A 20734-nucleotide genomic window follows, 5' to 3' on the forward strand; every position below is an offset into this window, starting at 1 on the left:
ATAGCTTCGAACAATGTCTTGTCTTGTTCGCAGTCGTCATTGCTTTTCGTAAGGTCTTGTCAAACGCTGAGCTGGTAAGGAGCCGAAATCGAATGATTTCGTCAAGCGGTGATTTTCGGTTCTGAGCCCTTTAAAAAGCAACTTAAATAAGAGCACCTCGGAACCTTTAAAAGGGTACGAAGTGCTCTTTTTATGTTTGTGTGGAGCAAAGCCGACAAGCCTAGGATCGCGCCTATCATAGCCTTAGTTACGTTATGCAAGCTCCAGCATTTGTTTCACCTTGAATTCTAGTTCAACCATTGAAAACGGCTTATTCATATAGGCGTTAACGCCTAGCTGTTGTCCTCTTGACATGTCTTCATCACGGCTGCGACCTGAAAGCATCAGAATATGAAGCTCATCGGGCATCGCTTCTTCCCGCTTTAGTTTTTCAAGCATTCCAAAACCGTCCAGCCTTGGCATTACACCATCCAATATACACAAATCCACGTGCTGTCCTTTAATAATCGAGTAAGCTTCTTCCCCATCGACCGCTTCAATGAATTGAACAGGCAGATGCTGCAGCTTGGAAACAAGGATGGAGCGAAGGATGCGGTCATCATCAGCTATCAGTACCGTCTTCTTGCGAGTCTCCGTTGCAGCCGAAACCTCAGATAGCGCAGCCGACATATCATCCGCATATAGCAGAACACGATCTCTGCCGCATTGCTTCGCTGAATACATAGCATCATCTGCTCGTCTGATCCACTCAGCTACCGAAATTCCGTCGGACCATTCGCAAACTCCGGCTGAAAAGGTAATATGAAAGGCCTGTCCATCATATTGGGCAACAGGGCCTGCGTGGGTATGCTGCAGCATAGTCTCCATTACTTTTTTCGCATCCGCACCCAAAACTCCTGGAAGCACAATAACAAATTCTTCACCACCGAAGCGCGCGAGTAAATCGGTTTCCCTCAGATGATTTTGAAGCAAATGCGCTAAGCCCTGTAACACAATATCTCCGATGTGATGCCCATGTGTATCATTTATAGATTTAAACCGATCAATATCGATAAATGCTAAGGAAATTGGCGATGGATAACGTTGAATCCGCTGCAGCTCAGCTAGAATTTGATGATCAAAGTAACGCCGGTTATAGGCACCTGTCAATGGATCGCGAAATGCCATCTGTTCAAAATTTTTCGTCCGTTTCAGCAGGCCGTATATACGTGCGCTTAATTCTTCATACTGAAAGGGCTTTGTTACATAATCGTCCGCACCCAAGTAGAAACAACGAACCTTATCATGGATATCGCTGCGTCCGGAAAGCACCACTAACGGTATCCATTTTAAGGTAGGATCCTCTTTCACAAATTCAAAAAGCTCATAACCTGACTGTGGATGCATCATTAAATCTATTGTAATGAGATCATAGGTGAATTCACGCAGCAGTTTTTGAGCACCTGCAACATCATGTGCATCGTCCACTATATAACCTTCCAGAGTAAGACGGCGGACAAGATAAGAGCGAAGCACCTCATCATCATCAATGACAAGGAGCCGGCAGCCAGGCGCCAATGCAGCACCTTGCAATAGCTTCTGGTCCTGTTTATCATCCAAATCCAATTCTTGAGAGTAAACATCCAATTCCATTGCTAGCTGCTGCAACCAAACTGTCCCTTCCGAAACAGTCGTTTGAAATCCAGCTATTACAGATGTATTTGTGCTCGATATGCTTTCTTGACATTGCGCCCATTCCCATTGCTGTACAAGCTTTTCTGCAATATCCCCGATTCGTACAAATCCGAACATCGGCGCACTGCCTTTTAAAGTATGGACTAACCTGTATATTTGCAGTGCTACATCGAATGTAATGTTCTCGTTCTTTGAAGCAAACAGCTCTCGAAGTCTATCCAACTGTTTGCGAAGCTCCACCACATAACGCTTTCGTCCTTCTTTCATTAATCTTGCTTCTTTTTGAATCCGCTCTTCTTGAGTCGTATGCCGCAAAGCCATTCACTTCCAGTCGTTTTCGATTTCGATCCCTTATATTAGTGACTCACTGTCTGCTTTCGATTAACTCTTGAACGGTGTCAACTAACTGCAGTGGACTGAAGGGCTTTACAATATAAGTACTCACTCCCGCAGCACTCGCACGTTCCCTATCCTTCTCCAATGCTTTCGCAGTCAATAATATTACAGGAGTATTCTGATTCGGATTTTCATGGTTACGCAGCCACTCACACACCTCAACACCAGTCAATTCAGGCATCATATAATCAAGGATAATGAGATCGTATCGTTCCCGCTGAATGTAATTGAGCGCTTCTTTCCCATCCTCTGATTCTGTAATCTCATACCCGTCATCAGCAAGAGTTTCAGTTAATAAGAACCGCAAAGCTAACTCATCATCAGCTAATAAAATCTTATAATTCTCCATCTCAAAATCTCCCCAAATTTCGTCTCAAATTTTTGTTTTATTATATCATTATAGCCGCAGATTTTGTTGGTAAATTTCATATAACCTTCTTCATAAAGTATAAAACAGTAATTTATAAGTCATATGAACTATGGTATTATATTATAATAGGTTTGTTCAATTAAAAATCAACCTACACTAGATACATTGTACTATAAAGGAGCAGATATTATGGATAATATTGACCACATAATAAAAAAAGTGTCGAAATATATCTCCTTCGGTCAACCCGTATCTTCAGGTTCTGTTTTTAGTCAACGAATTTCAGATCCTCGAATTGCTATATCGGCTTATTACATGAGCATGAAACTACGCAATGAAGAAGAACAGTATTACCATGAGATTTGGCTAAAGAAGGAAGGACACTTCGTCATCACAGAAGCTTGGTATAAAGATTCCAATGTTTCCCGTAAAATATTTCAAGACAACGTCTCTTACGAAGATATCAAAAACATATTCGGTGAAGAAGATGCTCATGGATTAGCTATCCGTATGACAGAGATTATTAAGAAATCGGAAAAAGAAGACTGGAGTTCTAGCAAAAAGAGAGCATAAGGAGCTACACCTTATCTCTCTTTTTTGTGTATCCCCTCTACGATCCTTCTTGTATCCTGCCATAGCCGCGAGTATCTAACCAAACGTGTACCCAGATGGTCCAATGCAGGACCGGAAGATGCAAAAACAATTACATACGAGGCCTGCATCGAGCTTCATGATAACGCTGCACTAATATTGTGCGGACGTTTTTTTGTGATGTTTTACCTGAGACGGGCGCCAAAATCATGTCATATTCATATTATAAATTAGTCGGAACGAAATTCCTTATTCCCGATAAGCTTAGTTTGATTTATAATAGAGTTAACAGACAACTGTAAGAGGTGTAAAAGTATGGAGTGGAGTATTGCAGCAATGGGGCTTTTAGTTGGATTGCTTGTCGGTATGACAGGTGTAGGAGGAGCAGCATTATTAACACCATTATTAATTTTGCTTAACATATCGCCTACTGTCGCAGTAGCCACCGATTTGTTTTATAATTCGATCACAAAATTATTTGGCAGCATTCAGCATTATCGGCAAAAAACAATTGATTTCAAGCTAGTAAAATATTTAGCTATGGGAAGTATTCCTGGTGCCGTTGTGGCGATCCTCTTGTTAGAGCTGTACCCGCCGCTTCATAATATTCAGGAGACCATAGTAAAGCACATGCTGGGCATCGTTCTAATTGTCGTCGCCCTTGCGAGTATCGCCAAGCTGTGGTTCAGTAAGCTGGAAGAAAACCGTTGGCAAATGAAGCCAATTACGGAAAAACGCAGCTTGACGATCACCATCGGGATTATCCTCGGTTTTATCGTCGGGATGACTTCCATCGGCTCCGGTTCGTTGTTTGCACTAGCGATGATGTTCTTTTACCGACTAGGCGCTGCAAGGCTCGTTGGTACCGATATTGTACATGCATTCTTTCTAGTGACGGCTGCCGGGATACTGCATGCCGGTTTCGGTAACATCGATTACGGCTTAGCTTTTAATTTGCTGCTAGGCTCTGTGCCAGGCGTTATTGTCGGCAGCTCACTCTCCGCTAAGCTGCCTTCCAAGCCTCTGCGCACATTTATGGCAGCCATTATCCTGATTAGCGGAATTAAGCTTATTTAAGTCCTAAGCGCGCGAACAGCAATGCTAGCCTGCTCCAACCTTGCGCGGATCTTTACCGCAAACTGTAAGGCATGCGGCCCATCTCCATGAATGCATACTGTGTCGGCCTTCAGGTGTATACGGCTATCCTGCTGATTGCTATTCATGCCTTCCTTCACCATGCCAATCACTTGATTGGCGGCAGTATCTGCATCGTGCAGCAGTGCATTCGCTTCAGTACGAGGTGTCAAGGTTCCGTCTGCACGATAAGTCCGGTCAGCAAAAACCTCTCCCGCGACCCGCAGCCCTTTCCTACTCCCGGCCTTAACCAGCTCGCTGCCTGCGAGGCCGAAGAGTATCAACTCCGGATCAATGCGATAAACAGCTTCAGCAATTGCGTCGGACAAGCTTGTATCAACTGACGCCATATTATAAAGGGCGCCATGTGGCTTTACATGCTGCAGAACAGCACCTTCAGCACGCACGAAACCCCACAGTGCACCGATTTGGTACACGGTTATTTCATAGGCTTCCTCTGCCGTAATATGCATGGCACGTCTGCCGAACCCAGCCATATCGGGCAGTCCAGGATGCGCTCCAATAGCTACCCCATTGTCGAGACACAAGCGCACTGTCCTACGTATTACCGCCGGATCCCCTGCATGATATCCGCAAGCAATATTAGCCGAAGTAATATGCTTCATTAATGACTCATCATGTCCAAGCTGATAAGCTCCGAAGCTCTCACCCATGTCGCAATTCAGATCGATTGTACTCATTATTTCCCCCCTATTAATTTATGAAATGTCCCTTTACCTTTCTCAAAAAAACTAGATAACGAAAAAAAGCCTTCCGGCTTTTTTCAGGTGTATGGAAATCCGGTACATATAAAGGTGCTCTGAAGCAGCCCTCTATCTAGTGCTGATGCACTGCCAAACCGCGGGTCTTTACAATAATTTTGCGGATGCTGTCCTCGGACAAATGATATTTTTGTATCAGCTCAGGAACGGTCGAACCGTTTTCATAGAGCCGGTATATTTCCGTATTGCGCCGCTGGATCGTCAGGCGTGTGCCATTGTTCTCTCCCCAGCCTGCACGAGTCTGTTCTTTTTTGGGAATATAGATAATCTCTCCCGAAATATAATCCTGCAATTGCTTGAGCAGGCTAGCGGGAAGAATATCCTTTCCGTTTTTGTACCCCATCGATGAAATCCTCCTTCCGTGCTTTAGTTGCAAGCGCCGCCGTGAAAGAGATAAGCATTTTCATCTTCACACCTCCTGAAGGTAGTTAGTAAGCTAACACAAGCAAGTCATATCGATCAAGCTTGGTTCGTCAGCATGTAGGGTCACACATGAAAACAAAAAAACACGATCTGCCGTATCGTGCCTGGGTTCCATATTATATATTATGGTTCATGTCAATGACGTCAGGTGACGGTGATGGAGAAAATGCTTATTCAATTGTCACACAACCCTTTATTGGTAAATGTGCCTTCATACATCGAACGCCACTCCTTTCGTCTTAGTATCATGATTCCAAATACTTCCTTATTATACCTTATGTATAGGTTTAATGTCTATGCTGGGATTGCCTTTTAAGAAATAGAGGGAGGCTAGGAGCCTCCCCGCTTGTTATGGAGCCTCTGCTTACGCAGAGACCACCTCAAGTATTGTAATCATCGTTCACGATCACTCCTTTCCGTTAAATCGTTAGCTGGCCTGCTACACTACTATTAACACATAAAAACGCTTCCCATTTCAAGCTAAAGAATAATTATATTCGTTTTCTCCAAAAAAAGGGTGTGGATATGGTGTAATAAAGCAGCTTAGTTAGAGTGCAATTAACGGGCATATGTTTCCCCGCTATTCATGAGGCAGATGAGATGGCTGTTACTGGTTTTGGTGTTAAGCCATAAGAGACAAGATATATAGATTATAGACCAGCGATTTTTAAGCTGATTATGGCAGCGAGCTGCCGAAGCTCGAGCTGCTGTTGAATATAGAATACCTGGGCAGCATCCAGTGATATTTCTTGAAAGCGCAGCGTACCACCCGGACGCATTTGTGCGAGGATCGGAAAATCAACCGCGGCCACCTGCGCAATGCGAGGATAACCGCCGGTGGTCTGAGCGTCAGCCATCAGAATAATTGGCTGACCGTCCGGCGGAGCCTGAACCGTGCCCATCGTCACGGATTCGGAAATCATTTCGAGCGGCTCGGAGAGTACAAGACGCTCGCCGTTCAGTCGGTAGCCCATGCGATCCGACTGTGGAGTTACACGGTAGGGCGTGGACAGAAAGCTTTGCAGGCTCCCGCCTGCAAAGCTTTCCGCTTCACGCCCGAGGGTCACGCGCACCACCGGATGCTCCGCATACGGCGGGCGTGCCTTCGGCGCGATCGCCCACGCAGCTGGGGCGATCAGCGCCCCTGGCGTAGCCGCGGCCAAGCGCGCGGCTAGCGCGGCAGCGGCCGCCGCAGGCGGGCCCACCTGCAGCCGGTCTCCCGGCTGCAGGGCCCGGCCGGCGAGGCCGCCGAGGCGCGAGCGCGCATGCGTGCTGCGGCTCGCCAGCACAGCGGGCACGGCGATGCCGCCCGCTACAGCGAGGCACGCGCGCGCACCGCGGCGCGTGTGGCCCAGCCGCAGCGTGGTGCCGCTGCGCACGAGCACGGGCCGCCAGCATGGCAGCGGCGGCCCTGCTCCTTCGGCGCGGGCATCCATGTCCGCGCCGCACAGAGCCACGAGCGCGTCCTCGTGAAACTCGAGCGACGCGCCCGTGAGAGTCAGCTCGAGCAGCGCTGCGCTCGGCTCGTTGCCTACTAGCAGGTTCGCCGCCTGCAAGGCGAACCTGTCCATAGCACCACTTGTGACGACACCGATGCCGCGGTAGCCAAACCGCCCTCCGTCCTGAACCGTAGTGAACAACCCCGGCTTAATAACCTCAATTGTCACCGCATAAACCCTCCATCTTCCTTTTTAAACCCGCTTCAGCTTTTGCCTTACTGCTAACCACAGTAAACTCTGCTTCCGATATTTGCTCGAACCTGACATAATCTCCTGCTTTAAACAGAGCCGGTTGAGAAAGAGCGGCATCAAATAGCGTCACCGGTGTTCGTCCAATCAACTGCCAGCCCCCAGGACTTGCCAACGGGTAAATCCCGGTTTGCCCTCCTGCTATGCCGATAGAGCCGATAGGTACTTCCTCTCGAGGAAAGCTGCGACGTGGTATCTGCAAACGCTCTGGCAAGCCGCCCAGGTATGGGAAACCCGGCACAAAGCCTACCATATGAACGAAATAGGATACTGAGCAATACAGCTCTACAACTTCCTCGCTCGACAGACCTGAATGAAGAGCTACCTCACCCAAGTCCGGCCCGTAAGCACCGCCGAAACAAACAGGTACAACTTTAACATTAGCGGACTCAGCTGCTTTTCCATCCTGACTATCCTCGATGACATCTTCAGGCCGCTGCTCCCTTAAGCAGCTATGTATCCAGCTGCAGATCAGCTCATAGGGCAAGTTAATCTCATTCGGATCATAACCGCGAGTCGATTTTAAATACAATGCAACAGGGTCATAATAAACAGTCACAGTCCGGTAAGCAGCAACCAATTCTGTAAGTTCGGGAAACCAATGCCTCTCCAGGCTTTTCAAAGACCGGTCTATATGTCGCTGGGTTTGCTCACTTATTCTGTCTCCCCAGCGGATCACAACAGCCTGTTCACCTAGTGGATACAGCTCATAGCTCATTCCCGGGTTCCGTGTATCCGTCATCTAATCCTCCACGATGATCTTTAGTCAGATGTATCATCAGCAAGCTACAAGCTTACTCTGAAGGCTGACTGTACCCTTGCCTCTTCAACCAATCTGCACATAGCTCCGGCCATGCCTGTACACCTGGTTGTTCTTTAGCAAGGCCCAATCCATGCCGCCCGCTTTCAAATACATGCAGTTCATAAGGCACCTTATTGTGGCTAAGTGACGATGCAAATAACAGACTATTCCCTACTGGGACTGAAGCATCGTCTGCAGTATGCCATAGAAACGTAGGAGGCGTTTGCTCTGTCACTTGATTTTCACTGGATAGATGCTCTACAAGCGCTGAGTCCGCAGAGTCTCCTAGAAGATTTAGTCTGGAACCTGAATGTGCAAATGACATAAAACTAATAACCGGATAGCACAGCACAAGTAAATCCGGCCTGCAACCTTCACGTTCTATCGGATCCTCCGCATCGGGCTGACCATTGTCATAATGCGTCCCAGCAGATGAAGCCAGATGACCTCCAGCGGAAAATCCCAATATACCCACACGTTTTGTGTCGATATTCCACTCCATCGCCCTGCTGCGGACTGTTCGTATGGCTCTTTGAGCATCCATGAGCGGATTCGGGTGCTTATATGGCGCAACACGATAATGCACAACAAAAGCTGAAATCCCCAAAGAGTTCAGCCATAGAGCAACCGGCTCTCCTTCATGGGCCGCTCTACGTGCATAACCACCGCCCGGGCATACTATTACTGCAGCTGCTGGATTCTTAGCCTCCACCAAGTAAGGCACTAGGGTTGGTTTGTCCTCAGCTTCATCCCCTAACGCATTCGGCGTTCCATTCGGCCATAACAATATACTCATGAAATAGTCCCTCCTGAATAATGTAAGTAAAAAATCAAATCTTCATAGCTTCGATTCGATCATACTACATCAATCCGTATATTTGAATCCAACTATTGGAAAAAATTTTAGTTAAATTAACCGCTACCCCAATATCTCTTTCAAGCTTTCAAGAAAGCATTCATTTTCTTCAGGCAGCCCTACCGTAACACGGATATGGCGTGGGAGACCCCAAATAGTCCCGTAGCGGACAATAACTCCTTTGGCAAGAAGCTGGTCATAAATAGATTTGGCTTCCGTCCCTAACTCCACTAGCACAAAATTACTCATACTCGTCGTATAGCTCAGACCTAGTTCGCTGAGTCCTTCATACAGCTGCTCTCTACCCAATTGGTTTACTTCGATCGATGCTTGTACATGTTCTTCATCCGTAATTGCTGCTGCTGCAGCTATTTGAGCCAATGCATTCACATTAAACGGCTCCTTCACCTTCAGAATGGTGCGAATAACAGCTTCTGGAGCAGCTCCGAATCCAACACGTATGCCCGCAAGACCAAATATTTTGGAAAACGTTTGAAGAACAATAACCGGATATCCAGCCCTAACATATTCCATACCGCTTGTGTAATCATCCGCTGATGCATAATAACTGTAGGCACTATCCACCATCAGGAGAACATGCTCAGGCAAAGCTTCAATAAGGCGCTTTAAGTCTGCGGCTGGTATATAGGTGCCCGTCGGATTGTTAGGAGAGCATATGTACATAATTTTAGTACGTTCCGTTACAGCTGCAAGCAGTGCGTCAACATCATATTGATAGTCTTCTTTTAGTGGAACAGCTACGGTTCTAGCCCCCATTAAATGTGCGCCAAACTCATATTCACTAAATGAAGGAGACGGCACAACAATTTCATCGCCGGCCTCCAAAAACGCTTCAGAAACAAGCGAGATCAACTCATCCCCACCGTTAGTTACAATAATTTCTTCCGCTTTGATGCCTAACTTCGATGCAATAGCAGCACTTGCAAGCTTGGCTCCTGCATCTGGGTATCGGTGGATTTCCGTCACAAAACTATTAATAGCATCAATCGCCTTAGGCGAAGCACCCAGTGGATTTTCATTAGAGGCCAGCTTGATAACCTTGGTTAGCCCCAGCTCATTCTGCACTTCCCAGATCGGCTTGCCCGGTGAATATGGTTTAATATTATCGAGAGTTTTTCTTGGGACAATATGGGTTTGCTTTAAATTTGACATGAGGTCAGCTCCTAATTATTTTTTTAAAAAATACTTCAATACTTTAATTCGATAATACATCACCGCGTTTGTTTAGTAAATACTTTTTGATTAATTTTTTTGAAAAGGAACTATGATACTTCAAAAATTCACCCATGTAGGGATAAGCTCACTAAATCCAGTTAAAAAAGAGAAAAAGCAGCTATTGGCTCATATAGCCTAGCTGCTTTCCCTATTTCATGCATAATTACTTTTAATTAGATAAACGCTCTTGAAACGATAACAAGAAGAATGAACAATACCAATATTACAGCTGTGCTAGTAACCAGACCTGTACCAACTCCACAACCAATTCCACCAATTCCGCCAACTCCGCCAACTCCGCCAATTCCGCCAATTCCGCCAAGACCGAATCCCATACATTACCCCTCCTCTTCAATGGATTAATGTATAGTATGGATATACGTTTCTAATGGATTGGACTATCCCTGCCTATCTATATAGGGTTGCTCACGAATCTTCCCTTGCTTAATCCCATATGACTTCCCAGTTCGAGTTTAAAGAAGCTTCTATAGTTCCTTTTTCCATGATATAGGTGGCTAACAACTCAGCCATATCAGTTGGAATATCACGGATAACCGGCTTTCCTTGGAACATAGCATAGTTGCCTCCGCCTCCGGCACGGTAATTGTTCATCACCACATCATATTCGCGATTTCGGTCAATAGGCTGACCCTCAAAAGCTAAATGGACAACCCGTTCTCCTTCTGGCCGCGAGATATTGAGCTTGTATTCAACGCCTTCCCACATATCATAATTATAATGCTGCGGCTTGGGATCACTGAAGGCTGGATTAACCTGAACTGATCCGCCTGTATAGGTGGCAAAATAGGATGCCGAGCGCTCCAAAGCATCCTTGATATCTTGTCCGGATATCCGTATCACCTGCAGCGTATTTGGATAAATATAATTGGAAACAATATCACGCATCGTTATGTCTGGTGGAAATCCCGGAGAAATATTATCAAATAGCGCTGTATTGGAAATACTCGCACCCGAAATATCCATCTGCACCCGATTAATAAACTCTATTAAGGGATGCTCCTTCAAGCGAACCCCCATTGGATCAGTAATAAGCATGTTACCCAACAGCTTGCCAATAGGCTGATCAAGCCATTGCTGGGTAAGCTTCTCGTCGGCTTGCAGCATATCGACGATCTTTTTCACCGGCTTCACCCCATTGGCTGAAAGCAGCTCAGATGATGCAGTTACAACTTTCCATTGATCTTTTTCTTGCTCTAATTGAAGCTGTACCTTCCCAATGTAGGCTCCCTGACTTCCCGGCTGAAGAACCACAACACCGTTAATGCTAAGTCCAGAGATGGTCCGATGCTGGTGTCCGGTGAGGAGCACATCAATGCCCTCGATTTCTTGACACAAGGCATAGCCTATATTTTCACCAGTCAATGGCTCTGTAGGTTCTCCGGTCTCTGGATTACGTTCGAAACCTCCATGATAAGAGACAACGACAACATCCGCTTTTTCCTTATTCTTCAAGTGAGCAACCCATTTACGTGCAGTTTCTAACACATTTTCAAACCTCAACCCAGCGATGTGCTCTGGTTTTTCCCAATTGGGAATATAATTCGTAGTTAATCCGAGAATAGCAACGCGAGGCCCATTATCGAATTCTTGAATTAAATACGGTTTACCGAAATAGGGTTCGCCGCTTACCTCGTCAACAATGTTAGCCCCAATCCAGGGAAAGGACGATTCGTTGACCGCCTTTTTCAATAATGGGAGCCCATAATTAAACTCATGATTGCCAAAAACAGCAGCATCGTAATGCAGTTCATTCAGACATCGTATCATCGGATTCTCGACACTTGCATTCAGACGGGCATGATGATAGGCTAATGGCGTTCCTTGAATTAAATCTCCATTATCAATTAATATTAAGTGTGGATTCTGTGCTCTTTCTTCAGAAATCAAAGCAGCAAGCTTGGCAAAGCCTTGCTCTGTAGGCTCATTATTTGCATATTGAATGGGCAACATATAACCGTGAATATCACTTGTCTCCAAAATTGTTATCTTAAATCCCGCGTTCCCAATCATATCCAGATCAGCTCCAACTAAATTAAAATACTCTTACATAGGCTGTTCAAAAACTTTCTTTTTGCAACACCTATATCAAGAGATTAACTTCTTCAATATATCAAACTAGCCATTGGAAATTCAATGTTTAACTGTCCAAAATGTATGGGAGCTTCATTTACATGAAGTTTACAAACTTTTTACTGATGTGTATTCTATTATATGCTATAGTAGTATATGGATTTGATTCCACAATTAACAGGAGGTCAAAAAAATGTTCAAAAAATTTGCAGCGGTTAGTTTAACTCTAATGTTATCAGCGGGAATTGCAGCGGGCTGTGGGAGTAAAGTAGAGACAAAACCAGCAGCTCCAGCACCGGCTCCAGCAGAGAAAAAACAGGAAGCAGCACCTGCAGGTTATACACCTAAAGAGCTTACTGTACAGTTCGTACCTTCCCAAAGCGCTGAGACACTTGAAGCCAAAGCAAAGCCACTAGAAAAGCTCCTTGGTGACCGTCTAGGCATCCCTGTAAAAGTATCGATCTCCACAAACTACAACACAATCATTGAAGCAATGGCTTCCAAGAAAGTGGATATCGGCTTCTTGCCTCCAACTGGATATGTATTGGCACACGATGAGAAAAAAGCAGCAGATCTATTGCTTCAAGCTCAACGCTATGGCGTTGACGATGCGACAGGTCAAGAAGATAAATCCAAGCTTGTAGATTCCTATAAGTCGATGATCATCGTGAAGAACGATTCACCGATCAAAACAATTGAAGATCTTAAAGGCAAGAAAGTCGCTTGGCAGGACGTAACCTCTTCTGCTGGCTACATTTACCCAGGTCTTGAATTGAAGAAGAAATCCATTGATCCGGATAAAGATGTAAAAGGTATTGTTGTTAAAGGTCATGACAAAGGCGTACTTGCTGTGTTAAATGGTGAGGTTGATGCTGCTGCTGTGTTCCAAGATGCTCGTTTGAACGTTGTTAAGGATGTTCCAGACGTATTCTCCAAAACTCGCGTTCTATTCTTTACAGCTCCTATTCCTAACGATACTATCGCTGTTCGTACAGATATGAGTGAAGAATGGCGTAAAAAGATCTCCGATGCTTTCATCGCTATCGGTAAAGATCCTGCCGGCCAACAAATCATCTATGAAGTATACTCCCACCGCGGTTATACAACATCCGATGATAAGAAATTCGATGTTGTTCGTGACGCTAACAAGCAAATGGGCGGCAAATAAGCAAAGGTTAGGAAAACAAACAAGACCGTACCTGGAAATGATTCCGGTACGGTCCTTTTTTTGTTATATAAGATTAACTTTTCACTTTAACTACTATTCACTGTCCAGTAGATGCGGATAAAGCAGCCCCTGTCCGTTTCCTTATATACATGTAGACGGTCAACGTGACTATACATTCGGATAATGGAATGGCTAGCCAAATACCATTGATTCCCCATATATAGGGCAGTGTGAGAAGAAAAGCCACCATCAGAAGCATTTCCCTTGCAATCGTAATCCAGATAGCCATCTTAACCTGATCAGTCGCTTGAAAATAAGTCATCATTACAAAGTTAATTCCCATAAATAAGTAAGCGATGAAAAACAGTCGGATCCCCGTAATCGCCAATTCACGGACATCAGTTGAAAAATCCCCGAACATCGATACTATTGCATCAGCAGCAAAAAAGCCGACCAGCAATATTCCAATTCCCGTCCCCAGCGCTGTTTTGACTGCAATTTGAATCGTTTGCCGCTCCCGTACACGCTGCTTCGCTCCACGGTAGAAACTGATTAGCGGCTGAATAGCTGACCCCATTCCAATAAACATCATCAGCATCACACTATGCACATAATTCAATATGGAGAAGGCTGACACTCCTACCGTACCTACCCAATGAGCCATGGCAATATTATAGCCTGCCGTAAATACAGCTATCCCAACTTCAGCAATAAAGCTTGGAAATCCAATGATCAGAGTATTTCGTATAAGTTCCCATGAAAATTTTGGTTTTCTAAATCTAAGCGTGCTTTCTTTTCGCAAAAAATGAAAAAATAATACACACGAACCAATAGCAGCAGCACCAATTAACCCCCATGCGGAGCCCGCTACTCCAAAGTCCAATACAAACAAAAATATATAATTTAATATCACATTGGACACAGCGGTAACCACCATTGACACCATAGCCAGGTTAGGATTTCCGTCATTACGGACAAACACACTGAACGAATTTTGTACCGTAAAAACAAATCCGCATGATAATAGAACATTCATATAATCCATGACATAGGGCATCGTCTCCGCGTTAGCTCCGAGGAACAGAGCCACCGGTTCACGTAATATATAGGCTATACTCCCAAGGACAATTGTTATGCCGAAAATCAATATTAGAGAGTGGGTAAATATCGACTGCGCTTTTGTATATTGCTTTGCGCCTAACGCTCTAGAGTAGAGGGCCGCACCTCCAATACCAATCCATAACGAAATGGCCATATAAATAGAAAATACAGGAAATGCGACATTAACCCCAGCCAGCGCAACCGATCCGAATCGGTGCCCTACAAATATGCCGTCAACTACTACATTGATCGACATCATAAACATACCAACAAGAGATGGAATTAAATAACGGAAAAATACTTTTCCCACGGAATCGGTTTCCAGTGACTGTAAGCTTCTGTTTTCACTTTGCATGTTATACCTCTTAACTATTTCTTCTATATTGTATTCCTTCCCATAATAGGGAGAAGGTGACCTCTGAAGCATGAACAAACTGCTCTGGACTTTCAAATATTAGCTTGGCCGTTAAACCATCGTAAATAGTATGCACAGCCAACGCTGCTTTCTTCGAATCAACTGAAATAGAAGAATCATCCTCGAATGCACGCTCAAGCAAATCTAATAATTGCTTCGAATAAGCTTCATACAAGGTGATAAATAAATCCTGTAAGCCTTCTGGAGGAATAAAAGCCATTAGAAACATGAGCTTCACATTCTGCTTATCCAAATAACGATCTTTCATTTCAAGAATGAAGGCGTCAAGAATATCCTTCATCGACCTGCCTTTATGCTTATTAAAAAAAGAAACTAGATAGGTCACTTCCTGTTTCATCGCTTCTTCGTGAATTTCAATAACCAGTTCTTTCTTATCCTTGAAATGAGCGTACATGGACTGTTTCTTGATGCCAGCCTCGCCTGCTATATCAGCTAGCTTGGTACCCTCGTAGCCAAACTGCAAGAGATGGCTCACAGCAATTTTTTTAAGTTCCTCTCGTCGACTCATCTGTTCCCTCCTTTCTCGATAAAGCAATCCAGCTTCATTACCTTACCACAGTCAGGTAAATAATAAAAGTCTTTTCCATATATTGTCCATGTGAAATAGAAAAAAATCCCGACAACCCATTAAGGTCATCGGGACTAGATGTATTAATTAAACTAACCTTCTGCGGATAAATCCTGAAATCAGGTCAATTATCGTAACCATAACAACTACGCCGAGCAAAATAATACCAACTCGGTTCCAACTACGTGCATCCAGCGCGAATATTAGCGGCGTACCGATACCGCCCGCACCAATAACTCCAAGTATTGCCGCGGAACGAATATTGATTTCAAAGCGGTATAAAGCAAAAGAGAAGAAGTCCGGCAGTACCTGAGGAATAACGGCAAACCACAACGTCTGCAGCTTGTTAGCACCACACGCGATGAGTGCTTCCCTTGGCCCGCGGTCGAGGTTCTCAATAGCTTCCGCATACAGCTTACCAAGCATCCCTATAGAGTGAACCCCTAAGGCCAGTGCACCGGCATAAGAACCTGGTCCGACAGCCTTAATGAAGATAATAGCCATGACAACCTCCGGAAATGTCCGGATCAAGCTGAGCATAAATTTGCCGCTGCCTGTTGCCCAACGTCCTTTGCCTTTATTGCTGGCCGCCCAGAAAGCAAAAGGAACGCAGAGGACAGCTGAGATAACCGTACCCAAGACAGCGATAGCTGCCGTTTCTAAAAGCCCTCGGAGCAAATCCTCCCCTTCGGGCAAATAGACATAACCCCAATCCGGATGAAGCAGACCGCGCAGAATTGCCTTGGATACTTGCCCGGCTGTTTCCTTAATCCCTGTGAACTCGATGCCTGTGAACGCCCAAACACATATAATAACTAAAAATAATGTAACCGACCAATGGCGGATGCGGGTACCCATATTTTTTTTAAAAGTATCCGTCATAGCAGTCTCTCCCGTAACTTAGTACTGACATAATCAATAAGGAGCACGACTACAAGTGTGAACAAGATAATCGTAGACGCCTGATCATATCGAAGCCGATCCAAGGAACGCTGCAGAATCAAACCAATCCCTCCAGCCCCTACGAATCCCAAGATAGCCGCTGCTCTGACGTTCACTTCAAACGTATAAAGAACATAAGCAGCAAATTGAGCCATGACCTGAGGTACAACACCGAAGTGTATCCATTGAAGCTTATTAGCCCCTACAGCCGTCATTGCTTCCAACGGACCTGGATCAATAGATTCAATAGATTCGTAGGTCAGCTTGGATACGAGCCCGAAAGAAAAGAAGGCAAGCGCAATTGCTCCAGCAAGAGCGCCGTAACCAACAATTGCAGCAAACACCCCGGCAAACATTAGATCCGGAATAGTCCGTACCAGATTCAGTATAAATCGGGATATTACACCCAATACAGGAACGCGTGTTACATTTCGCGCCGCAAGAAAAGAAATCGGGATAGCCCCGAGCGATCCGATAACCGTACCGATTATTGCCATACGAATCGTTTCCAGCATAGGTTCATAGATCGTACTTAAATAGCTCCAGTTGGGTGGATACATATCCTGAAACAGCTTGCCCATCTCCGGAATACCCTCGATCAGCTCAATTAGTGAGGCATCGGTCTTATAGGCACTTCCGCCTAACAGCAGCAGCACCAAGATGATGGAAAGCATTGGTTTCAATGATGACGGCTTTTTGAGCGAATCCGGGCCACGTTCGGATGAAGACATCAGGCATCCACCCCCAACAGCTCATCCTTCTTGATTTCGCGTCCATAAATTTCCGAGAACTTATCATCCGTTGCTTCCGATACAGGTCCGTCAAATACAACCTTTCCAGCACGTAAACCGATTATTCTTGTCGCGTACTCACGTGCCAAATCGATAAAGTGAAGATTGACGACAGTCGTGATCCCTAAGTCCTGATTGATCCGCTTCAAATCATCCATAACCTGCCTAGTTGTCAACGGGTCCAAAGAAGCTACAGGCTCATCTGCCAATATAATTTTGGCCTCTTGTGCCAAAGCACGTGCAATCGATACACGCTGTTGTTGACCACCTGACAGCTCATCGGCACGAGCATATGCTTTTTCCCGAATATTTACACGCTCCAAAGCTTTTAAGGAAAGATCAAGATCATGTTTAGGAAACAGACCGAGCAATGTTCTCCATGTGGAATGATAACCGACACGACCAGAGAGCACGTTGCGAAGTACAGAAACGCGCTTAACTAAATTAAAGCTCTGGAAGATCATCCCGATGTCGCGACGCATACGGCGAAGCTCCACTCCCCGGGCAGAGGTTAACGATTTTCCATCAATCAGAATTTGACCATCGGTTATTTCATTCAAACGGTTCATAGAACGCAGCAGCGTTGATTTCCCCGCTCCCGACAATCCTACAATCACAACAAATTCCCCCGGATGAATCGTTAGATTAATATTGCTCAGACCCACGGTCCCATTGGGATACACTTTGGAAACATTTTGAAATTCTATCATAGAATAGGCCGTTCTCCTCTTGATATATTTGGTATACAATTTATGATTCGACACAAATGTCGATTTTCCTTTTTCTACAGCCTATCTCCAAAAATCCTTAATATTCCTTACTCATTTCGCGATAAAGCTCAATAAATAATTGTTCTTGGAATTGAATCATTGTACGAAGAGTTTCTTCTGTCCAAGCATCCAAATGTTGTATACTGTAAGAGTCTGCTGCTTCACTGAGCTGGTGTATGCCTTCACAACCGACAGTCAAGGCGACGCCTTTAAGAGTATGGGCATACCGATACAAGCTGTCCCCCAGCTTACCATTAGTGTCTGAATCCCTGTCCAATTCATTCTGTTCCCATGAGTTAATGTTTTCCTTTAGCTCTGCTGCGCGTTGATAGGCATCCTTAAGAAACAATCTCCTTGTTTTCTCAAGAATAGTCTTCATCCGCCGCTCCTTGTCCTCTTGAGACATAGCCATCATAATCAACTCCTAACCCTATAAGTAAACTTTTCTTTACTCTAAAAAAGGATGTGTCCCCTAATGGCAACTAAGCATATCGCACTTATTGATGACAGCTCACCGTTCTGCCTGTTAGTAAAACAAATATTTGAAGATCAGTATGAAGTTGATATCTATTCATCAGCTGTTGATTTTCTATCGGTAATCTCACGGATAACTCACTACGATCTCATCTTGCTTGACATCAATCTTCCTAATATGGATGGACTGGAGGCTTTAACCAAGCTTAAGTCGCTTAGTAAGACGCGTTCCATTCCCGTTTTGTTATTAACCGGTGATGCACGCAAGGATACAGTTGTACGCGGCATTAAGCTTGGGGCTAAGGGCTACATAGCTAAGCCAATTGATCCGCTGCTGCTGGAAGAGAGGGTCACTGAGCTTCTGGAGGAAGCACCTTCCCAAGCCCAAGCCAGTACCGCTTCCTACAAAGAATCATCGGAATAATTGCAAAAAAACAACCAAGACAGCAGAGTAACCTATATCCGCTAGTATGTACTTGGTCGTTTTCAGATCAATAATTTATTTTAAAAACTAGCCCGCCACATCCCGTTTTGTAAATAGAAGCCAAGCGATACCGTAGAATAAAACCCAATATACAACCAGCACGGTAACTGAAAAGCCCAAAGTCATTCCTGCAACTGGCGGATTCCCACCCATAAAGTAAGGTGACAAATCTGTATTAGCAAACAGCAAATATTTAGCCCAAGTATATTTAAAGTTTACAAGTATAAATACTACAGAGCTCGCTGTAAACATAAGCAACATTGACAAACCGATAGCAAGCGAGCTGCTGCGGAAAGCGGCGGAGATCATGAAAGCCAATGTAACGGACATTAGCAGATCCACCCATTTCAACCCATACACCCGCAAAATATTCGTTAGCGCATCCTGTTCAGTTATTACACCACTCAGGCCGAAAAACAGCAGTCCAACAAAATAGGAGGCAATGAACAAAACGAGCAACAGGGTAATCAGGAAAATAAACACAGAAACGTACTTTGCCGCTAAGATTTTGGCACGCGTCACTGGACGGATCAACAGAAGCTTAATGGTACCCCATGTAAACTCAGAGGCTACGCTATCCCCGGCAATAATAACGGAGAAAATAAAGACAAGCCAGGTCAAATTCGTGCTCATCCCCAAGAAAGGAAAAGCATGATTCACACCTAAATCCATTGCATACTTCATCATCACTGCCATTAAAATGACGGCCAAAACCACAATGCCTAGCATTACCCAGGTCCGGGTACGGCTATATATTTTCATCTGCTCATTTTGTACGTGCCGAATAAAGCTAGACAATTTGATTCCCCCTCGTCACCTCTAGGAATTGATCCTCCAAGGATTTGCTGTGCGTCCGGATTCCGTATACCCGTACTGCCGCTGCGACAAAGCGCTTATTCAGCTCCGCAATATCTTCACGCCCACCGTTCAGACTTACCGTCAGTATGCCGCTCTCATTCTCTGCAAGCACGGCTACTGCCGGCGTTGATACATCCGAACTCTCTGACTGCTTCGTGCCTTTTGATGCCTGCGCCTGTGGTGTCGGATTCCAGCTCACGGCTTGCTCACCAGCGAAGCCAGCAGCAATTCGCACCGCTTCTTCCCTGCTGTCCACATCGAATTGAACCTCCAGCAGCTTGGATTCGTTCTCCAAATTTTTGAAGGAACGTACATCCAGCAGCTTGCCGTTCTGTATGATCGCTACACGGTCACACATCAGCTCCATCTCCGAGAGTAAATGGCTTGAGACGATGACCGCAAGCCCTTCCTCCCTGGATAGCTGCCGTAAATAATCGCGGAGCTCTCGAATGCCTTCTGGATCGAGTCCATTCGTTGGCTCGTCCAAAATCAGCACATCGGGACGATGCAGGATAGCCTGAGCTACTCCAAGCCTCTGGCGCATGCCTAAGGAATAAGTTTTCACTTTATCATGTATACGGTGCTCTAATCGAACAAGAGCTATGACTTCCTCCAGTCTTTCTTCCGTAATACCCGGAATCATACGGGCAAAATGCTGAAGATTCTGGTAGCCACTCAGAAATTTATAAAACTCGGGATTTTCTACAATCGCACCTACATGGACCATGGCCTGTTCAAATTGTCTTTTTACACTTAAACCGTTGACCAGGACTTCCCCTTCTGTAAGTGACATCAGCCCGACCATCATACGGATAGTCGTTGTTTTACCGGCTCCATTCGGTCCTAAGAAGCCGAACACTTCCCCTGGGAGCACATCGAACGACAAATTATCGACAATTGTTTTTGAGCCAATCCGTTTCGTTACATTACGAAGCTGCACTACTGCGTTTGTATTCATGAGGCCTCCAACAAAAAAAGGATAGGTTAACTTTTCAGGAAAAGTATACCATACCCTTATGATCTGACCAAACGATTATAT

22 protein-coding genes are annotated in these 20734 nt (G+C 45.1%); 4 read left to right on the forward strand and 18 right to left on the reverse strand.

Annotation, left to right across the window (positions count from 1 at the left end; genetic code table 11):
* Nucleotides 1-252: 252 nt before the first annotated feature.
* On the reverse strand, nucleotides 253-1995 hold the full coding sequence (locus tag GC093_RS01130) for a diguanylate cyclase (RefSeq protein ID WP_246313275.1): 1743 nt from the start codon (nucleotides 1993-1995) through the stop codon (nucleotides 253-255).
* A gap of 43 nt (nucleotides 1996-2038) precedes the next feature.
* Nucleotides 2039-2419, reverse strand: a complete 381-nt coding sequence (locus GC093_RS01135; protein ID WP_171650014.1) for a response regulator — start codon at nucleotides 2417-2419, stop codon at nucleotides 2039-2041.
* Nucleotides 2420-2629: 210 nt separating this feature from the next.
* On the opposite strand from GC093_RS01135, the gene GC093_RS01140 reads away from it, so the two are divergent.
* Entirely contained in the window at nucleotides 2630-3013 is a 384-nt protein-coding gene (locus GC093_RS01140) for a hypothetical protein (protein ID WP_171650015.1), read from the forward strand.
* A gap of 333 nt (nucleotides 3014-3346) precedes the next feature.
* Nucleotides 3347-4108 carry a sulfite exporter TauE/SafE family protein gene (locus tag GC093_RS01145; RefSeq protein WP_171650016.1) on the forward strand — a complete coding sequence of 254 codons (762 nt, stop codon included), beginning with the start codon at nucleotides 3347-3349 and terminating at the stop codon, nucleotides 4106-4108.
* Here the strand turns inward: GC093_RS01145 and GC093_RS01150 are convergent.
* The 8 genes from GC093_RS01150 to GC093_RS01185 form a co-directional block, all read right to left on the reverse strand.
* Entirely contained in the window at nucleotides 4105-4866 is a 762-nt protein-coding gene (locus GC093_RS01150; RefSeq protein WP_171650017.1) for a LamB/YcsF family protein, read from the reverse strand. The two genes, GC093_RS01145 and GC093_RS01150, sit on opposite strands and share 4 nt — an antisense overlap.
* Nucleotides 4867-5002: 136 nt before the next feature.
* Nucleotides 5003-5290, reverse strand: a complete 288-nt coding sequence (locus tag GC093_RS01155) for a CD3324 family protein (protein WP_171650018.1) — start codon at nucleotides 5288-5290, stop codon at nucleotides 5003-5005.
* A gap of 730 nt (nucleotides 5291-6020) precedes the next feature.
* The gene (locus GC093_RS01160) at nucleotides 6021-7037 is read right to left on the reverse strand and encodes a 5-oxoprolinase subunit C family protein (protein ID WP_171650019.1); all 1017 of its coding nucleotides are present in this window, start codon (nucleotides 7035-7037) and stop codon (nucleotides 6021-6023) included.
* Entirely contained in the window at nucleotides 7027-7860 is an 834-nt protein-coding gene (pxpB, locus tag GC093_RS01165; protein ID WP_246313276.1) for a 5-oxoprolinase subunit PxpB, read from the reverse strand. Before pxpB ends, GC093_RS01160 begins: the two co-directional genes overlap by 11 nt.
* A gap of 52 nt (nucleotides 7861-7912) precedes the next feature.
* The gene (locus tag GC093_RS01170) at nucleotides 7913-8716 is read right to left on the reverse strand and encodes an alpha/beta hydrolase (protein ID WP_171650020.1); all 804 of its coding nucleotides are present in this window, start codon (nucleotides 8714-8716) and stop codon (nucleotides 7913-7915) included.
* A 123-nt stretch (nucleotides 8717-8839) separates the two neighbouring features.
* Nucleotides 8840-9949: a histidinol-phosphate transaminase gene (gene hisC, locus GC093_RS01175; protein WP_171650021.1), complete on the reverse strand. Its 1110-nt coding sequence runs from the start codon at nucleotides 9947-9949 to the stop codon at nucleotides 8840-8842.
* A 236-nt stretch (nucleotides 9950-10185) separates the two neighbouring features.
* Nucleotides 10186-10347, reverse strand: a complete 162-nt coding sequence (locus GC093_RS01180; protein ID WP_171650022.1) for a hypothetical protein — start codon at nucleotides 10345-10347, stop codon at nucleotides 10186-10188.
* A 109-nt stretch (nucleotides 10348-10456) separates the two neighbouring features.
* Nucleotides 10457-12043: a bifunctional metallophosphatase/5'-nucleotidase gene (locus GC093_RS01185; RefSeq protein WP_171650023.1), complete on the reverse strand. Its 1587-nt coding sequence runs from the start codon at nucleotides 12041-12043 to the stop codon at nucleotides 10457-10459.
* Between the two features lie 253 nt (nucleotides 12044-12296).
* On the opposite strand from GC093_RS01185, the gene GC093_RS01190 reads away from it, so the two are divergent.
* Complete coding sequence (locus tag GC093_RS01190; RefSeq protein ID WP_171650024.1) at nucleotides 12297-13271, forward strand: phosphate/phosphite/phosphonate ABC transporter substrate-binding protein; 975 nt, start codon at nucleotides 12297-12299, stop codon at nucleotides 13269-13271.
* A gap of 97 nt (nucleotides 13272-13368) precedes the next feature.
* Here the strand turns inward: GC093_RS01190 and GC093_RS01195 are convergent, their stop codons facing one another.
* From GC093_RS01195 to GC093_RS01220, 6 genes are all read right to left on the reverse strand, one after another.
* Nucleotides 13369-14727: an MATE family efflux transporter gene (locus tag GC093_RS01195; protein ID WP_171650025.1), complete on the reverse strand. Its 1359-nt coding sequence runs from the start codon at nucleotides 14725-14727 to the stop codon at nucleotides 13369-13371.
* A 10-nt stretch (nucleotides 14728-14737) separates the two neighbouring features.
* Entirely contained in the window at nucleotides 14738-15316 is a 579-nt protein-coding gene (locus tag GC093_RS01200) for a TetR/AcrR family transcriptional regulator (RefSeq protein ID WP_171650026.1), read from the reverse strand.
* Nucleotides 15317-15463: 147 nt separating this feature from the next.
* Nucleotides 15464-16234 carry a phosphonate ABC transporter, permease protein PhnE gene (phnE, locus tag GC093_RS01205; protein ID WP_376768610.1) on the reverse strand — a complete coding sequence of 257 codons (771 nt, stop codon included), beginning with the start codon at nucleotides 16232-16234 and terminating at the stop codon, nucleotides 15464-15466.
* Nucleotides 16235-16254: 20 nt separating this feature from the next.
* Complete coding sequence (gene phnE, locus GC093_RS01210; RefSeq protein ID WP_171650028.1) at nucleotides 16255-17049, reverse strand: phosphonate ABC transporter, permease protein PhnE; 795 nt, start codon at nucleotides 17047-17049, stop codon at nucleotides 16255-16257.
* Nucleotides 17049-17819 (reverse strand): phosphonate ABC transporter ATP-binding protein, encoded by a 771-nt coding sequence (phnC, locus tag GC093_RS01215; RefSeq protein ID WP_171650029.1) that lies wholly within the window; start codon nucleotides 17817-17819, stop codon nucleotides 17049-17051. Before phnC ends, phnE (GC093_RS01210) begins: the two co-directional genes overlap by 1 nt.
* 97 nt (nucleotides 17820-17916) lie before the next feature.
* Nucleotides 17917-18291, reverse strand: coding sequence for an Hpt domain-containing protein (locus GC093_RS01220; RefSeq protein ID WP_171650030.1), 375 nt, complete (start codon nucleotides 18289-18291; stop codon nucleotides 17917-17919).
* Between the two features lie 63 nt (nucleotides 18292-18354).
* Between GC093_RS01220 and GC093_RS01225 the strand changes: the two genes are divergently transcribed.
* Entirely contained in the window at nucleotides 18355-18777 is a 423-nt protein-coding gene (locus GC093_RS01225; RefSeq protein WP_171650031.1) for a response regulator, read from the forward strand.
* An 87-nt stretch (nucleotides 18778-18864) separates the two neighbouring features.
* Here the strand turns inward: GC093_RS01225 and GC093_RS01230 are convergent, their stop codons facing one another.
* Both GC093_RS01230 and GC093_RS01235 read right to left on the reverse strand, forming a co-directional pair.
* Nucleotides 18865-19635, reverse strand: coding sequence for an ABC transporter permease (locus tag GC093_RS01230; RefSeq protein WP_171650032.1), 771 nt, complete (start codon nucleotides 19633-19635; stop codon nucleotides 18865-18867).
* A complete protein-coding gene (locus tag GC093_RS01235; protein ID WP_171650033.1) occupies nucleotides 19628-20653 on the reverse strand; it encodes an ABC transporter ATP-binding protein in 1026 nt (341 codons plus the stop codon). Before GC093_RS01235 ends, GC093_RS01230 begins: the two co-directional genes overlap by 8 nt.
* Nucleotides 20654-20734 lie beyond the last annotated feature (81 nt).

This window comes from Paenibacillus foliorum (assembly GCF_013141765.1).
Classification (GTDB): Bacteria; Bacillota; Bacilli; order Paenibacillales; family NBRC-103111; genus Paenibacillus_S; species Paenibacillus_S foliorum.

Bases quoted from the DNA above. Each gene is read 5' to 3' on its own strand.
- GC093_RS01190 (WP_171650024.1), top strand. From the start codon at position 12,297: ATGTTCAAAAAATTTGCAGCGGTTAGTTTAACTCTAATGTTATCAGCG.
- GC093_RS01155 (WP_171650018.1), bottom strand. From the start codon at position 5,290: ATGGGGTACAAAAACGGAAAGGATATTCTTCCCGCTAGCCTGCTCAAG.
- GC093_RS01180 (WP_171650022.1), bottom strand. From the start codon at position 10,347: ATGGGATTCGGTCTTGGCGGAATTGGCGGAATTGGCGGAGTTGGCGGA.
- phnE (WP_171650028.1), bottom strand. From the start codon at position 17,049: ATGTCTTCATCCGAACGTGGCCCGGATTCGCTCAAAAAGCCGTCATCA.
- GC093_RS01130 (WP_246313275.1), bottom strand. From the start codon at position 1,995: ATGGCTTTGCGGCATACGACTCAAGAAGAGCGGATTCAAAAAGAAGCA.
- GC093_RS01220 (WP_171650030.1), bottom strand. From the start codon at position 18,291: ATGGCTATGTCTCAAGAGGACAAGGAGCGGCGGATGAAGACTATTCTT.
- GC093_RS01195 (WP_171650025.1), bottom strand. From the start codon at position 14,727: ATGCAAAGTGAAAACAGAAGCTTACAGTCACTGGAAACCGATTCCGTG.
- phnC (WP_171650029.1), bottom strand. From the start codon at position 17,819: ATGATAGAATTTCAAAATGTTTCCAAAGTGTATCCCAATGGGACCGTG.
- GC093_RS01225 (WP_171650031.1), top strand. From the start codon at position 18,355: ATGGCAACTAAGCATATCGCACTTATTGATGACAGCTCACCGTTCTGC.
- hisC (WP_171650021.1), bottom strand. From the start codon at position 9,949: ATGTCAAATTTAAAGCAAACCCATATTGTCCCAAGAAAAACTCTCGAT.
- GC093_RS01235 (WP_171650033.1), bottom strand. From the start codon at position 20,653: ATGAATACAAACGCAGTAGTGCAGCTTCGTAATGTAACGAAACGGATT.
- pxpB (WP_246313276.1), bottom strand. From the start codon at position 7,860: ATGACGGATACACGGAACCCGGGAATGAGCTATGAGCTGTATCCACTA.
- GC093_RS01140 (WP_171650015.1), top strand. From the start codon at position 2,630: ATGGATAATATTGACCACATAATAAAAAAAGTGTCGAAATATATCTCC.
- GC093_RS01145 (WP_171650016.1), top strand. From the start codon at position 3,347: ATGGAGTGGAGTATTGCAGCAATGGGGCTTTTAGTTGGATTGCTTGTC.
- GC093_RS01150 (WP_171650017.1), bottom strand. From the start codon at position 4,866: ATGAGTACAATCGATCTGAATTGCGACATGGGTGAGAGCTTCGGAGCT.
- GC093_RS01135 (WP_171650014.1), bottom strand. From the start codon at position 2,419: ATGGAGAATTATAAGATTTTATTAGCTGATGATGAGTTAGCTTTGCGG.
- GC093_RS01170 (WP_171650020.1), bottom strand. From the start codon at position 8,716: ATGAGTATATTGTTATGGCCGAATGGAACGCCGAATGCGTTAGGGGAT.
- GC093_RS01200 (WP_171650026.1), bottom strand. From the start codon at position 15,316: ATGAGTCGACGAGAGGAACTTAAAAAAATTGCTGTGAGCCATCTCTTG.
- phnE (WP_376768610.1), bottom strand. From the start codon at position 16,234: ATGGGTACCCGCATCCGCCATTGGTCGGTTACATTATTTTTAGTTATT.
- GC093_RS01185 (WP_171650023.1), bottom strand. From the start codon at position 12,043: ATGATTGGGAACGCGGGATTTAAGATAACAATTTTGGAGACAAGTGAT.